The 14,239-nt window shown below is 34.7% G+C and carries 15 protein-coding genes; 10 read left to right on the top strand and 5 right to left on the bottom strand.

Annotation, left to right across the window (positions count from 1 at the left end; all coding sequences use genetic code 11):
- The first annotated feature begins 75 nt into the window (after nucleotides 1-75).
- The 3 genes from glmU (at nucleotide 76) to JCM14209_RS03610 (ending at nucleotide 3,109) form a co-directional block, all read left to right on the top strand.
- A complete protein-coding gene (gene glmU, locus JCM14209_RS03620; protein WP_025022237.1) occupies nucleotides 76-1,479 on the top strand; it encodes a bifunctional UDP-N-acetylglucosamine diphosphorylase/glucosamine-1-phosphate N-acetyltransferase GlmU in 1,404 nt (467 codons plus the stop codon).
- 101 nt (nucleotides 1,480-1,580) lie between these two features.
- Nucleotides 1,581-2,555: a ribose-phosphate diphosphokinase gene (locus JCM14209_RS03615; RefSeq protein WP_025022236.1), complete on the top strand. Its 975-nt coding sequence runs from the start codon at nucleotides 1,581-1,583 to the stop codon at nucleotides 2,553-2,555.
- 71 nt (nucleotides 2,556-2,626) lie between these two features.
- Nucleotides 2,627-3,109: a GNAT family N-acetyltransferase gene (locus JCM14209_RS03610; RefSeq protein ID WP_025022235.1), complete on the top strand. Its 483-nt coding sequence runs from the start codon at nucleotides 2,627-2,629 to the stop codon at nucleotides 3,107-3,109.
- Nucleotides 3,110-3,135: 26 nt separating this feature from the next.
- On the opposite strand, the gene JCM14209_RS03605 is transcribed toward JCM14209_RS03610, so the two are convergent.
- Complete coding sequence (locus JCM14209_RS03605; RefSeq protein WP_025022234.1) at nucleotides 3,136-3,396, bottom strand: hypothetical protein; 261 nt, start codon at nucleotides 3,394-3,396, stop codon at nucleotides 3,136-3,138.
- 182 nt (nucleotides 3,397-3,578) lie between these two features.
- Here JCM14209_RS03605 and JCM14209_RS03600 point away from each other — a divergent pair, with 182 nt between their 5' ends.
- The gene (locus tag JCM14209_RS03600; RefSeq protein WP_025022233.1) at nucleotides 3,579-5,204 is read left to right on the top strand and encodes an ABC-F family ATP-binding cassette domain-containing protein; all 1,626 of its coding nucleotides are present in this window, start codon (nucleotides 3,579-3,581) and stop codon (nucleotides 5,202-5,204) included.
- Nucleotides 5,205-5,368: 164 nt separating this feature from the next.
- Here the strand turns inward: JCM14209_RS03600 and JCM14209_RS09850 are convergent, their stop codons facing one another.
- Entirely contained in the window at nucleotides 5,369-5,707 is a 339-nt protein-coding gene (locus tag JCM14209_RS09850) for a helix-turn-helix domain-containing protein (protein ID WP_025022232.1), read from the bottom strand.
- Between the two features lie 22 nt (nucleotides 5,708-5,729).
- On the bottom strand, nucleotides 5,730-6,683 hold the full coding sequence (locus JCM14209_RS03590; protein WP_025022231.1) for a biotin--[acetyl-CoA-carboxylase] ligase: 954 nt from the start codon (nucleotides 6,681-6,683) through the stop codon (nucleotides 5,730-5,732).
- Nucleotides 6,684-6,788: 105 nt separating this feature from the next.
- On the opposite strand from JCM14209_RS03590, the gene JCM14209_RS03585 reads away from it, so the two are divergent.
- Entirely contained in the window at nucleotides 6,789-7,865 is a 1,077-nt protein-coding gene (locus JCM14209_RS03585) for a YibE/F family protein (protein ID WP_025022230.1), read from the top strand.
- A gap of 19 nt (nucleotides 7,866-7,884) precedes the next feature.
- Nucleotides 7,885-8,649 carry a YibE/F family protein gene (locus tag JCM14209_RS03580; RefSeq protein ID WP_025022229.1) on the top strand — a complete coding sequence of 255 codons (765 nt, stop codon included), beginning with the start codon at nucleotides 7,885-7,887 and terminating at the stop codon, nucleotides 8,647-8,649.
- 51 nt (nucleotides 8,650-8,700) lie between these two features.
- Here JCM14209_RS03580 and yidA read toward each other — a convergent pair whose 3' ends face one another.
- Both yidA and JCM14209_RS03570 read right to left on the bottom strand, forming a co-directional pair.
- Complete coding sequence (gene yidA / locus JCM14209_RS03575) at nucleotides 8,701-9,525, bottom strand: sugar-phosphatase (RefSeq protein ID WP_025022228.1); 825 nt, start codon at nucleotides 9,523-9,525, stop codon at nucleotides 8,701-8,703.
- Complete coding sequence (locus JCM14209_RS03570; RefSeq protein WP_025022227.1) at nucleotides 9,512-10,891, bottom strand: HD domain-containing protein; 1,380 nt, start codon at nucleotides 10,889-10,891, stop codon at nucleotides 9,512-9,514. Before JCM14209_RS03570 ends, yidA begins: the two co-directional genes overlap by 14 nt.
- A 123-nt stretch (nucleotides 10,892-11,014) precedes the next feature.
- Here JCM14209_RS03570 and JCM14209_RS03565 point away from each other — a divergent pair, with 123 nt between their 5' ends.
- From JCM14209_RS03565 to JCM14209_RS03550, 4 genes are all read left to right on the top strand, one after another.
- Complete coding sequence (locus JCM14209_RS03565; protein ID WP_025022226.1) at nucleotides 11,015-11,443, top strand: YwiB family protein; 429 nt, start codon at nucleotides 11,015-11,017, stop codon at nucleotides 11,441-11,443.
- A 42-nt stretch (nucleotides 11,444-11,485) separates the two neighbouring features.
- The gene (gene rpoE, locus JCM14209_RS03560) at nucleotides 11,486-12,055 is read left to right on the top strand and encodes a DNA-directed RNA polymerase subunit delta (protein WP_025022225.1); all 570 of its coding nucleotides are present in this window, start codon (nucleotides 11,486-11,488) and stop codon (nucleotides 12,053-12,055) included.
- A 186-nt stretch (nucleotides 12,056-12,241) separates the two neighbouring features.
- Entirely contained in the window at nucleotides 12,242-13,840 is a 1,599-nt protein-coding gene (gene pyrG / locus JCM14209_RS03555) for a CTP synthase (protein ID WP_025022224.1), read from the top strand.
- A gap of 69 nt (nucleotides 13,841-13,909) precedes the next feature.
- Nucleotides 13,910-14,098, top strand: coding sequence for an LBP_cg2779 family protein (locus JCM14209_RS03550; RefSeq protein WP_025022223.1), 189 nt, complete (start codon nucleotides 13,910-13,912; stop codon nucleotides 14,096-14,098).
- Nucleotides 14,099-14,239: the final 141 nt, after the last annotated feature.

Raw genomic sequence — 14,239 nt, 5'->3', positions numbered from 1 at the left:
GTATGATACAAGAGTAATCTTAATTATAGAAATACTTAATTTAAATATAGATTGTAAATAAGGAGTTAATAAGAAATGACTGCAAAATACGCAATTATCTTGGCTGCTGGCCAAGGGACACGTATGAAATCAAAATTATACAAGGTGCTACATCCTGTATGTGGTAAGCCAATGGTGGATCATGTTTTAACTGAAATTGAAAAAAATGACATGCAAGAAGTTGTAACAATTGTTGGGCATGGGGCACAAAAAGTTAAAGAAACTTTAGGTGATCGTACAGAATATGCTTTACAAGCAGAACAATTAGGAACAGGACATGCGGTATTACAAGCTGAAAGTATTTTAGGTCAAAAAGATGGGATGACAATTATTGCTTGCGGTGATACCCCACTATTTACAGCTAAAACTTTTGAAGAATTATTCGAATATCATAAGCAAAAAGGAGCGGTTGCAACTGTTTTAACAGCCCACACTGATAATCCATTTGGTTATGGGCGAATTATTCGTAATGAAATCGGAATTGTTGAAAAAATTGTTGAACAAAAAGATGCAACTGAAAAAGAAGCTGCGGTTAAAGAAATCAATACTGGGGTATATTGCTTTGATAATCGTGAATTATTTAAAGCATTACATGGAATCAAAAATGACAACGCGCAAGGCGAATACTACTTACCAGATGTAATGGAAATTTTCCAAAAAGAAGGTAAGGTTGTTGCTGCATATCAAATGAAAGATTTTGAAGAATCTATGGGGGTAAATGATCGCATTGCCTTATCAAAAGCAACTAAGGTTATGCAACGCCGGATTAACGAAAATCTAATGCGCCAAGGGGTAACTTTGATTGATCCTGAAAACACATATATTGATATTGATGTTAAAGTTGGAGCAGATACTGTGATTGAACCAGGAGTTTATTTGAAAGGAAAAACGGTTATTGGTGAAGATTGCTTTATTGGAGCTAACTCACAAATTGTTGATAGTGTGATTGAAAACAATGTTACTGTTACAAGTTCAATGATTGAAGAATCAATTATGCATGAAGGTTCAGATGTAGGACCTAACGGACATCTTCGTCCCCTTGCTGAAATTGGCAAGAACGCTCATATTGGAAACTTTGTTGAAGTTAAAAAAGCTCAAATTGGAGAAAATACTAAAGTTGGTCATTTGAGTTATGTTGGGGATGCAACTTTAGGTCGTAATATTAATGTAGGTTGTGGAACTGTCTTTGTAAATTATGATGGTATGAACAAGCATCATACAAACGTTGGTGATTATTCATTTATCGGAAGTGGTTCAAATATTGTCGCACCAGTTAATATTGCCGACCATGCCTATGTTGCTGCAGGATCAACAATTACTAACGATATTGATGCACACGACATGGGAATTGCCCGTGGTCGTCAAATTAACAAAAAAGGCTATTTCGATAAATATCCAGTTGCAGATGCCGCTAAGAAAGCTGAAGAAAAAAATAAATAAATTTTAAGGTAGAAGCTTGCTTTTATAGTATGTTATGCCGTAATATTGATTATAGATAAACTATATAGGTTAAACTAGTTAAATAACATTTGGAGGCCATTATGTCTGGACAATATACTGACTCAAAGTTAAAGATTTTTGCTTTGAATTCTAACAAACCTTTGGCACAAAAAATTGCGGATGCAGTTGGTGTGCCTTTAGGAAAAATTTCTGTTGATCGCTTTAGCGATGGCGAAATTCGCGTAAATATTGAAGAAAGTATCCGTGGTGATGAAGTATTTATCGTACAATCAACTTCAGCACCAGTTAATGATAACTTAATGGAATTATTAATCATGATTGATGCTCTTCGTCGTGCGAGTGCTGACCAAATTAACGTTGTAATTCCTTACTACGGATATGCTAGACAAGATCGTAAGGCACGTTCACGTGAACCAATTACAGCTAAATTGGTTGCTGATATGCTTGAAAAAGCAGGGGCAACTCGTGTAATCGCACTTGATTTACACGCTGCACAAATCCAAGGTTTCTTCGATATTCCAGTAGACCACCTTATGGGGGCACCTCTTTTAGCTGACTACTTCTTAACAAAAGGTTTAGATAAAGATGCGGTTGTTGTATCACCTGACCACGGTGGTGTAACACGTGCACGTAAGTTAGCTGAATTCTTGAAAGCACCAATCGCAATTATTGATAAACGTCGCCCTAAGGCTAATGTTGCTGAAATCATGAACATTATTGGTTCTGTTGATGGTAAACGTTGTATCTTAATTGATGATATGATTGATACTGCTGGAACAATTACTTTAGCTGCTCAAGCATTAAAAGATGCGGGTGCAACTGAAGTATATGTATGTGCTACACACCCAGTATTTTCTGGTCCTGCAATTGAACGTATTGAAAAATCACCAATCAAAGAAATGATTGTGACAGATTCAATCAATCTTCCAGAAGAAAAGAAAACAGAAAAGATTGTCCAAGTATCAATTGGACCACTTATCGGGGATGCTATCAAACGTATTCACGAACACAAACCAGTTAGTCCATTGTTTACTAACCGTTTCCACAAAGACTAATCTTGCATGGAATTTATCAAATCAAAAGTTAAAGAAGCTGGGGATTTTCTCCAGCTTCTTTTTTAAAGCAAATGGAATTAAGAAAATTAAATCAAATAGACTTACCAATTTTATTTCAACTAATTCAAGCTAATAAAAAAGTATTGCTTCCTTGGATTAAATGGGTTGAATCAATTAATACACTTGATGATTTAAGTGCTTGGTATCAACAAATTAAAGCGCCAATTATTTATTTAGTGGTGGTTGAACAACAGGTTGTGGGGATGACTGATATTAGTCAGATTTCACATGAAAATAAACGCGGAGAAGTGGGGATTTGGCTTGCTAAAAATGTCCAGAAAAAAGGGTATTCGAAAAAAGCTCTTTTAAAACTGGAAGATATCGCAAGCAAGCAATATGGTTTATCTGAATTAGAAATGATGATTGCACCAGATAATCAAGCCAGCTTAAGGTTGGCAATGAGTTTAAATTATTGTGAACAAGACCCCATAACTTCATGGAAAGACCAACGAATTATTTGGAGAATATTTAACAAGAAAATTAAAAAGCGATGAAAATCATTCGATTTTCACCGCTTTTTTTAGTCTTGGAAATCTTTGGTTTCTTCAAGATCTTTATGGGTAACACGTTTAATAACGGAATAACGTTTAGCCTCATCTTTTTTAGCTTTAAGAGCAGCTTGTTCATCAAAGATAACATAGGGTTTGCCATCTTTTTCTTGAACAATTAAAACCGGATTATCGGCTTTTTTGTGATAAATTTTGGCAGAAACATAGGCTTTGGAAAAGTCATATGAACTAGAAATTGATTGACCTGGATTAAAAAATACATCTTCACTCATAAGAATCACTTCTCTTTCTAAAAAAATAAAACGTTTTCATCTATCTTTATTGTAGCACTTTTAATTCATAGTGACAGACAAACTGAGAGAAATTAGGAAAATTTTATAACTTTGATTGCTATTGCAAAAAAGAATATGGTACATTTAAATTACGACTAAAAAAGAAAAGCGAGGAAAAATATTTGATTACTGTAAGCGACTTAAGTTTAAACTTTTCAGGCCGTCTTTTATATGATGATGTTAACTTAAAATTTACTCCAGGAAACTGTTACGGAATTATTGGTGCTAATGGTGCCGGAAAGTCTACTTTCTTGAAATTACTTGAAGGTAAAATCGAACCTACAACAGGTAACATTTCAATTGGAGCAAACGAACGTATTTCAAGTTTAAGCCAAGATCACTTTGGTTTTGAAGAATTCACAGTAATGCAAACTGTAATTCAAGGACATAAGAAGTTATACGATATTATGCAAGAAAAGGATGCGATTTACGCAAAAGCTGATTTCACTGAAGAAGATGGAATTAAAGCAGCTGAATTAGAAGCAGAATTCGCTGAAATGGATGGTTGGAACGCTGAAGCAGATGCATCTCAATTATTACAATCATTAGGTATTCCAGAATCAATGCATGATTCAATGATGAGTGAATTGGCTGAAAGTGAAAAGGTTAAAGTACTTTTAGCGCAAGCATTATTTGGCGATCCTGATATTTTATTACTTGACGAACCAACTAACGGTTTAGATGTCCATACAATTTCTTGGTTAGAAAACTTTTTAGCTGATTACCAAAATATTGTGATTGTTGTATCTCACGACCGTCACTTCTTAAATCAAGTATGTACACAAATGTGTGATGTTGACTTTGGTAAGATTAAGTTATTTGTTGGTAACTATGACTTTTGGTTGGAATCAAGCCAATTGGCAGCTAAGTTACAAGCAAATGCAAATGCTAAAAAAGAAGAAAAAATTAAAGAATTGCAAGAATTTATTGCACGTTTCTCAGCTAATGCTTCAAAATCAAAGCAAGCTACTTCACGTAAAAAACAATTAGAAAAGATTACATTAGATGATATTAAGCCATCATCACGTAAATACCCATTTATCAAGTTTGAAATGGAACGTGAATTAGGAAATGACTTAGTTAAAGTTGAAAATGTAAGCCATTCAATTGATGGTGAAAAAATTCTTAACAACGTAAGTTTCATTGTTCGTCCAGGTGAAAAGGTTGCCTTCTTATCAAGAAATGACTTGGCAACCTCAACATTAATGCAAATTCTTGCTGGAGAAATTACTCCAGATGAAGGAACAGTTACATGGGGACAAACTACAAGTCGTTCATACATGTCAAAAGATTTGAATGCAAGTTTTGATAACGATGAATTAAGCATTTTGGATTGGTTACGTCAATACGCAACTAAGGAACAAAATGATAACACATTCTTGCGTGGTTTCTTAGGAAAAATGTTGTTCTCTGGAGATGACATTGATAAGCAAATCAAGGTTCTTTCTGGGGGAGAAAAGGTTAGATGTATCTTAGCTAAGATGATGCTTGAAAAAGCAAATGTTTTACTTATGGATGATCCAACTAACCACTTAGATCTTGAATCAATTACATCACTTAATGATTCAATGGTTGATTTTAAGGGTTCAATTCTCTTTACATCACATGACCACGAATACATTCAAACAATCGCTAACCACATTATTGAAGTTGGACCAAACGGGATTGTTGATCGTTTCGATACAACTTATGATGAATTCTTAGAACTAAAACCAGTTCAAGAACAAGTCGAAGCATTATATAAATAAAATAAGTTAGTAAAAGAGGCTGAAAAAAGTCTAGAAATTAAAAACCTTAAGAAATTACGTTTTCAAAAACGTTAATTCCTTAAGGTTTTTATTATAACTTTTTTATATTTTTTCAGAGAAGTTATTTTTTTTCATCCTCTTTATTGTTATATGGAAATATGTGATCATTTGTCATAGTTGCTGGCAATTCTCGTTATTTGAATAAAATTTTGGATAAGTGCATCTTGTGTATCAATTGGCAATTTATTTAATTCGTCGATTAAAGTGGGCAAAAATTGATTGATTTGATTATTATTATGTTGTGCTACAAGTTGCGAAATATTAACATCTAAAGCTGTTGAAATAGCAATTAAGTTGTTAACTGAAATATTTCTTGTTCCGCGTTCAACGGATGAAATAAAATTAACTGAAAGACCAGTTTCCTCTGCTAAATTTTCCTGAGTCAAATCGCGAATACGGCGAAAATGTCGAATATTCTCTCCTATTGTGTTTATATAATCCATAAAAATACTCAGTCCTTATTATTTAATATCTAATTTTAGTAACTTCACCAGAAGTAAAAATTTGTCCATCAGTTAAGATTAGATTTCCGTCGTTATTGATAGTAGCGACCGTACCGGTGATGGTCTTACTTGCTTGTTGGATGGTAACTTCTTTTCCAATTACGATGGAAGCTTTACGATATTCATCCATGAAAGCTCCAGCTTGATAGTCTTGATAAAGAACTGAGAAATGATTAAGAATACTTGCGATAAAGTGATTACGTGATACATGATGCTTGCTAGCAAGTTCTCTTAAAGAGCCGACTTTATCTTGAATATCTTGCGGGAAATCTGAAAGTGGAGTCGTATAATTAATGCCAATTCCAACAACGATTCTTGAAATATAGCCAGATTCTAAATCAGCAACACCTTCAGTTAAGATTCCACAAATTTTTTTGTTATTAATTAAAATGTCATTTACCCACTTAATTTGAGGTGAAATGTGGAAACATTCTTGAATGGCATAATAAATTGCCATGGCAGTCTCAGTTGTTAATAAACCTGGATTTAAAGTTTCGTCTGGTTGGTTGGATAACAGGATACTCATGTAGATGCCATCGTTTTTAGGTGAGCTAAAGTCACGGCGGTATCTACCATAACCAGCAGTTTGTTCGTTAGCGATGATAACTTGTGGTTTATCTGCTGCAGCTAGTAATTTTGCTTGGGTGTTAGTAGAATCTACTGTGTCTAACAAGGTAAGCGCGAAATTAGACTTCATCCACTTGTGGATAAAATTTTCATCTAATTTACCGTTATCCACAAGTTGATAACCGAAACGGGGCTTACTCAAGATTTCGTAGCCTTTATCTTTAAGATTGTTGATAGCTTTCCAAATGGCAGTTCTTGAAAGTCCAAGTTGATTAGAAATTTCTTCGCCAGAAAGATATGTATTGGAATGGTTAATTAACAGTTGATAAACCTTTTGTTCTGTCGTCATAAAAACACCTCAATTCTTTTTTATTATAATGAGTAAGAAATAAGACAACAAGGCTTTTTTTTCTGAATATAAAATGGTACTTTAAAAGGGAAGGGAAGTGAGAAGATGAAAATAAATAAACGCTTCATCTTAGAAATAACCCTTATTATTTTAAGCGGTTTAGCAATCTTTTTTATTACCCAACATAATGAACGCTGGTATCAGCAACCACTAGCGCAGGTAATGACAGTTAAAAATAGTCAGCCTGAGACAACCGAAGATGAGTTTAAAAATAAAGATCAACAGACCCATCAGAAGTTAACGTTCAAAATGTTGAATGGTAAACACCGCGGTCAAGTATATCCCGGAACGAATACCTTTTCTTATTCGGGAGGAAATGATCAACAATTCTTCAAAGGACAAAAGGTGTTTGTCAACCTAGAAAAGAATCAAAATAAAACCTATGTCACGATTTCAAACTATAAGCGGGACACTTATTTATTGATGTTGATTTGGGCCTTGATTGCAATGACTTATTTAGTGGCGCGTTTTAAAGGCATGTTGGCGCTATTGAGTGTTGGGTTAAATTTCATAATTTTTCTTTTGTGTGTTCAAATCGACGTGCATTATAACATTGATCATATTTTTGGCTTATTTTCGATGTCAGCACTAGTCTTTTTGGCGTTATCCTTGGCTTTAGTTATTGGAATTAACAAACAATGGTTAGTAACTTTTTCTTCAATCTTTATTGGAACAAGTGCTGCGATGATTATTGGAATTATAGCCTTGGCTTTAACGAACAATCAAGGGATTCATTATGAAGCATTGGACTTTGCAACGCAATCACCAAAACAACTCTTTATGAGTGCGACCGTGATTGGATTATTAGGCGCAGTTATGGATGCAGCAACTGATATTGTTTCGACGTTATTTGAATTAAAAAGAACTGATTCTAATATTAGTCGCAAGCAATTATTTAAATCAGGGCAAGCTGTCGGAAAATCAATTATGGGACCTTTAATCAATGTTTTATTATTAATCTTCTTTACAGAAGCCTTAGCGATGGCTGTATTGTTCTTTAGAACAGGGAATACATTAAATTATACATTCGAATGGACAATGTCTTTAGGAGTTGTCCAAGCTTTGATTTCAGGAATTGGAATTACATTAGTGATACCATCGGCGAGTGCTTTGAGTGCCTAATCTTAGGGGGTGAAGGCAAATGAGTTCGATTCTTTTATTAACCATTATCTTAGCGGTTTTGATGACGCTTGTTGGTGGAAAAAAAGGTTTAATTTCTTTTTTTAGTGTGCTCTTGAATTTTGTGATTTTATTTGTCGCTGTCATTTTGATTTCAGTGGGGATTTCGCCAATTGGCGTGACGATTTTTGCGGGCTTAGCGTTGGTAGCAACAACCATTTATATGGGCAACGATGAAGAAAAAACAACGAACGTCGCTTTTATCGCTACGGTTATTTCAATAGGAGTTCTATTATTAATGATTATTCCGTTTGACAAATTTGCGGCAATTCAAGGTTTTAGTCCAGAGCAATCTGAAGAAATTGAAGCATTCAATCTTTTAATTGGGATTAACTTTGAAAGTATCACAATTTCGGTTACGATTTTAAGCACGTTAGGTGCGATTGCCGAAGCCGCAATTGCGGTTGCAAGCGGGTTAGATGAACTAATGGAACAAAATCCTAATATGACTTTAGCTCAATTATATGAAAGTGGGAGAAATATCGGTTTTCAAATTATGGGGATGACGTTTAACACGTTATTTTTCGGGATGTTCGGAGGCGATTTAGCCTTATTTATCCTGATTGCTAAGATGCATGCCAAGTTTGGTTATTATCTTAATTCGAAAATTTTCGTGAGCGAATCAATTGAGGTCTTATTTTCATCAATTGCAATTATCTTTGTAATTGTTATGACCACTTATTTAATGGGAAGACGGATTAAAAATAAAGAATTAATTCAAAAATAAAAAGGTTTGAAATTACGCTTATAAAAATGAAGCGTTAATTTCAAACCTTTTTTAGTTATTTAAAACAAATTTTTCAACCGCTTTGGCTAAGCCGTCGTTATTATTGGTGTCGGTAATGTAATCGGCAGCATCTTTAACTTTTGGGATGGCATTTCCCATCGCAACACTGAAGCCACCGTTGATTATCATGGACATGTCATTATCTTGATCGCCGGCAGTCATGATTTCATCAGGTTTCAAACCAAAAAATTCACCGAGTTTAATTGCAGCATATCCTTTAGAAGCATTTTGATGCATGAATTCACAAAAGAATTCTTCACTGCGAAGCAGATCAAACCGCTCTTTTATTGCAGTTGGAATTAAAGCAAGGGCGGCATCAATTTTTTGGGGTTCATCCGCCCACATGATTTTAGCAATCTGCAAAGCTGGGTCCATCTCATCTGCAGGAGTATAAATGATGTCCATATTAGTGTAAAAAGCATCATAGATACTATATTTACCAATATTTTGGGAATTAACATAAAGCTTTGAGTCAGTCGTGATTGTTTGCATATGCACCTTTAGTTCTTGGCTAAGTTGACTGAGAGCCTTGAAATCATCAAAAGAAAGGAGATTTCTAAACACAACTTCATTAGTTTTAGCGTTAAGGGCTTGCGCACCGTTATGGGTAATGACATAAGTATCATTGAATTCGTCTAAACCAAGTTCATGTAAAAGATGCTTGACCCCACTTAAAGGGCGCCCAGTACATAAAACAATCTTAACGCCTTTTTCATGAGCTTTTTTTAAAGTGTTAATTGTGAATTCTGATAATTGACGTTGATCATTTACAAGCGTGCCGTCAATGTCGGTTGCAATCATTTTAATTTTTGTCATTTTCAATATCTTCTTTCATAACTAGATTATCGTTGTGGACGTAACTATTAAATTCTTGATAAAGGGGTTCAAAAATTTCTAACTGATTTGAAGTTGCACGCATTTCTTTAGGGAAAAAGAAGCGTTCATCCCCAGAAACCTTACCGGTAATAGCGCCCACTAAACTGCTGACTTTAGATAATTCAACTAAAGTGCCGTCTTTTTGTTGGAGTTCAATTTGTGTACGTGGCTTTTTTTGTTTTGGATTATAAGCATCATATGGTAAATCAAAACTGTCGTTAGTAGCGGTGTAATATTCACTATTAAAGCCAGCTTTATCAACGAGATCACGTAACTTAGGAAGTAGTACTTTCGAGGATTCGCAAACCTTAACTGATTTAAACGGCTTACGATATAAGAATCTTTCCGCTAAGTCGCTCAAAATATCATCGTTGCTTTGAGTCCAATGAAGAAAATAAGTGTTCAAAACGCCATCATCAAGCAGCAAGTAATCCTCAAGTTTAAAATCATTTTCAAAAAATGGAGCTAATAAGTGGACATCGCCCAGTAAATCAAACTGTTTTTGTTGGTAAAGATGTTTGGCACGCTTTAAAAGGTGGCTTAAAATAACTTCAATCGAGCGTGAAACTGGGTGAAAATAAACTTGTTGATACATTTGAAAGCGACTAACAATATAATCTTCAACGGCATGCATCCCACTCATATCAAAAGCAATCCCGTCTTTGTAAGGACGCATTACACGTAAAATCCGAGTTAAATCAAAAGTACCATAATTAGTTCCAGTAAAATAAGTATCACGCAATAAGTAATCCATGCGATCGGCATCGATTTGACTAGAAATCATTTGAACTACTTGAGGGTTAGGATATGTTTTTTGGATAACGCTTGCGACTTTTTGTGGAAAATCATCAGCGACTTTGCGTAAAACTGCATTCACTTCTGTTTTAGGAGAAGTGATGATTTTAGTGGTCATTTCTTCATGATTAGTTTTGAAAATATGTTCAAAAGTATGTGAATATGCCCCGTGTCCAACATCATGTAAAAGAGCGGCGCATAAAGCAACTAAGCGTTCTTCATCATTCCAAAGACCGTCATCAGCATTTTGACTTGGGAATTTACGTTCAAATAAATCACAAATATTGCGAGTTATTTCATAAACACCAACGGAATGACTGAAGCGTGAATGTTCGGCGCCGTGAAAAACGGAGCTAGCCACTCCTAATTGGCGAATCCGACGTAAACGTTGAAATTCTTTTGTATCAATCAAATCTAAAATAACTTGATGTTGTATGTAAATATAATTATGAATCGGATCACGAAGAACCTTTTCCATCGGTAATAATTGTTTTTTGTATCCAGCTTGCATATCCATTCTCCTATAAGTAGATTTATTTGTGTTCATTATAGCATAAGATGCCGGTCTTTCTATGATTTATCATTGTTTAGTGATATGATATAAATAATAAATAAAGAAAAAGAAGGCGAATTAATGGCGGTTGAAAGTGAGAAAACAATTAAAGTAAAAATACAGACAATTAAAAAGCAAGAAGGACAAATTGAAACTTATCAAGAAGAATTAATTGGAAGTTTCGCGCAAGTGGCAAACAATGCTTATATTCGCTATCAAGAACAAGATGGATCCCGCGTGACTATGCGTGTTAGTCAAGAAAATGAAGTGCAATTAAGTCGTTCAAACGATGATTTGCGTTTGCGGATGGTTTTTTTGGATGATAAAGAAGTTCAAAATGCTTATCGAACTCCATATGGGGTAATTCCGTTAACAACTAATACTTCTAGATTAGACGTAATTATTGATGATGAGGAAGTAAAAGGTGAATTTAAAATTGATTATATGTTATCTTCGGGCGAAAATATGGTAGGAGAATACAAAATTAGATTGCAATTTAGCGCAATCTAATGTAATATGAAGAGTAAACTGTTTGAAAGGACGTGTACTAGTTTGGAGCTTGAAAAATTCAAAGATGCAAATAGAAGTGAATTGTCAATGATTGAAGTCGCACACGAAATCTTGAGTGTGCGTGGTGAAGTGATGGCCTTTGCGGATTTAACAAATGAAATCCAAGCATATCTTGGAAAGTCAGATGAGGAAATTCGTGAACGTTTATCTCAATTCTATACTGATTTAAACGTTGATGGTAGTTTCATTTCATTAGGGGATAACCAATGGGGGTTACGTTCATGGTATCCATATGATTCCATTGACGAAGCACTCGTACACGGTGACGACGAAGAAGACGATGAACGTCCACGTAAGAAGCGTAAGAAAGTTAACGCCTTCTTGGCCGATGTATCCGACGACGATGATGTTATCGATTATGATGACGATGATCCAGAAGATATGGATGACGATTATGATGACGATGACGACGATGATCACGAATTAAAGCATTATACTAAAGATTTAGGTGAAATCGATAGTGATGATGACGAAGAAGATGACTTACCAGATGGTATCGAAGGTCAACTTACAGAATTCGCTGATACAGATCTTGATGATGACGAAGAATAATTAAATAAAATGTTCTTGACATACTAATGGATGATATGTAAAATTTAGTATGGGCACTTCAGTTTTATCTGGAGTACAAGAACGGATAATAAGCTCCCTATTCTAATGTATGAATAGGGGGCTTAATTGTTTTTTAGTCCTACCTAAATAATAAATATAATAATTTTTTAAGGAGAATCATATATAATGACCAAGTATATTTTTGTTACTGGTGGGGTAGTTTCTTCTCTTGGTAAAGGGATTGTAGCTGCATCACTTGGACGTTTATTAAAAAATCGCGGATTAAAGGTAACAATCCAAAAGTTTGATCCATATCTTAACGTTGACCCTGGAACAATGAGTCCATACCAACACGGGGAAGTTTTCGTTACTGACGATGGTACTGAGACTGACCTTGACCTTGGTCACTATGAACGTTTTATTGATATTAACTTAAATAAATACTCAAACGTTACAACTGGTAAGATTTATTCAGAAATCTTGAAAAAAGAACGTCGTGGTGATTATTTAGGAGCAACTGTCCAAGTTATTCCTCACATTACAAACATGATTAAAGAAAAAATCATGCGTGCCGGTACAATCACTGATGCTGATGTTGTTATTACAGAAATCGGTGGAACAGTTGGGGATATTGAATCACTTCCATTCTTAGAAGCACTTCGTCAAATGAAAGCAGATGTGGGTTCTGAAAATGTAATTTACATTCACACAACATTAGTACCTTACTTACGTGCTGCTGGGGAAATGAAGACAAAACCAACACAACACAGTGTTAAGGAATTACGTGGTTTAGGAATCCAACCTAACATTTTAGTTGTTCGTACAGAAAAACCAATTTCACAAGAAATGCGTAACAAGATTGCTAACTTCTGTGACGTTGAACCAGAAGCAGTAATTGAATCAATGGACGTTGATACACTTTACTCAATTCCATTGAATTTACAAGCACAAAACATGGACAAGATTGTTTGTGATAAATTACACCTTGATACTCCAGAAGCTGATATGACAGAATGGACTGAATTACGTAATCGCGTAATGAATCTTGAAGGCGAAATCAAGATTGCTTTAGTTGGTAAGTATGTTCAATTACCAGACGCATATATTTCAGTTAACGAAGCCTTGAAGCATGCTGGATATAAGATTAACTCTAAAGTTCAAATCGAATACTTTGATTCAGAAAAATTAACTGCTGAAAATGTTGCAGAACAATTAGGTGGCTTTGATGGAATCATCGTACCTGGTGGATTTGGTGACCGCGGTTTAGAAGGTATGATTCAATCAATTAGATATGCCCGTGAAAATGATGTGCCTTACTTAGGTATTTGTTTAGGGATGCAAATGGCATGTATTGAATTTGCGCGTGATGTTGCTGGAATTGAAGATGCAACAACTGGCGAAGTTGATCCTAAAGCTGCCAACAAGATTATTGATTTGATGGCCGATCAAGAAGATGTTGAAAACATGGGGGGAACACAACGTTTAGGTTTATACCCATGCAAGCTTAAGCCAGGTTCAGTAGCGGCTGCTGCATATAACAATCAAGATGTAATTCAACAACGCCACCGTCACCGTTATGAATTTAACAACAAATATCGTGAAGAATTAGCCGCTAAAGGTTTAGTATTCTCAGGTACATCTCCGGATAACCGTTTAGTTGAAGTTGTGGAAATTCCAGAAAAGAAATTCTTCGTGGCTGCTCAATACCACCCAGAATTCTTATCACGTCCACAACGTCCAGAAGGTTTATTTGAAGCATTTATCAAAGCATCAGCAGAAAAATAAAAATTAATTAAGTCAATCTTTGATTTTAGGACTATACTGAAGATGTAAGATGCATTGGAGGTAGTAATTATGGAATCAAGAAAATTAAGTGATTTTGCTGAAAAAATAGTTCAATATCAAGAATCTAATCATCTGACAGATGCAGAATTTGCATTATTAGTTCGACTTTCAGTTGAAAGATTTCATGCATTGAAGACGATGAAAGTTAAACCAACAGGTGACGAAATTGATGTAATTAATACTGTTGTTAATCATTAAAAGTAAATTTAAAAAGTTAGGAATTTTTTTCCTAGCTTTTTTTTTATAAAATTTCCAACATTCTTTGATGATTAACTAGAAAATATTGAAAGAATAGGCTAAATCCTGTAAAATTATATGAGGACTTGTCTTAAATAAGGA

This window comes from Ligilactobacillus hayakitensis DSM 18933 = JCM 14209, assembly GCF_000615845.1.
Taxonomy (GTDB): Bacteria; Bacillota; Bacilli; order Lactobacillales; family Lactobacillaceae; genus Ligilactobacillus; species Ligilactobacillus hayakitensis.
The sequence above is the reverse complement of the archived record's forward strand: the minus strand, read 5'-3'. Positions and strand labels throughout refer to the sequence as shown.

Coding starts and splice junctions, on each gene's coding strand:
- JCM14209_RS03570 (WP_025022227.1), bottom strand. CDS start 10,891: ATGCAAGCTGGATACAAAAAACAATTATTACCGATGGAAAAGGTTCTT.
- JCM14209_RS03590 (WP_025022231.1), bottom strand. CDS start 6,683: ATGACGACAGAACAAAAGGTTTATCAACTGTTAATTAACCATTCCAAT.
- JCM14209_RS03585 (WP_025022230.1), top strand. CDS start 6,789: ATGAAAATAAATAAACGCTTCATCTTAGAAATAACCCTTATTATTTTA.
- JCM14209_RS03550 (WP_025022223.1), top strand. CDS start 13,910: ATGGAATCAAGAAAATTAAGTGATTTTGCTGAAAAAATAGTTCAATAT.
- JCM14209_RS03610 (WP_025022235.1), top strand. CDS start 2,627: ATGGAATTAAGAAAATTAAATCAAATAGACTTACCAATTTTATTTCAA.
- glmU (WP_025022237.1), top strand. CDS start 76: ATGACTGCAAAATACGCAATTATCTTGGCTGCTGGCCAAGGGACACGT.
- JCM14209_RS03565 (WP_025022226.1), top strand. CDS start 11,015: ATGGCGGTTGAAAGTGAGAAAACAATTAAAGTAAAAATACAGACAATT.
- pyrG (WP_025022224.1), top strand. CDS start 12,242: ATGACCAAGTATATTTTTGTTACTGGTGGGGTAGTTTCTTCTCTTGGT.
- JCM14209_RS03615 (WP_025022236.1), top strand. CDS start 1,581: ATGTCTGGACAATATACTGACTCAAAGTTAAAGATTTTTGCTTTGAAT.
- yidA (WP_025022228.1), bottom strand. CDS start 9,525: ATGACAAAAATTAAAATGATTGCAACCGACATTGACGGCACGCTTGTA.
- JCM14209_RS09850 (WP_025022232.1), bottom strand. CDS start 5,707: ATGGATTATATAAACACAATAGGAGAGAATATTCGACATTTTCGCCGT.
- JCM14209_RS03605 (WP_025022234.1), bottom strand. CDS start 3,396: ATGAGTGAAGATGTATTTTTTAATCCAGGTCAATCAATTTCTAGTTCA.
- JCM14209_RS03580 (WP_025022229.1), top strand. CDS start 7,885: ATGAGTTCGATTCTTTTATTAACCATTATCTTAGCGGTTTTGATGACG.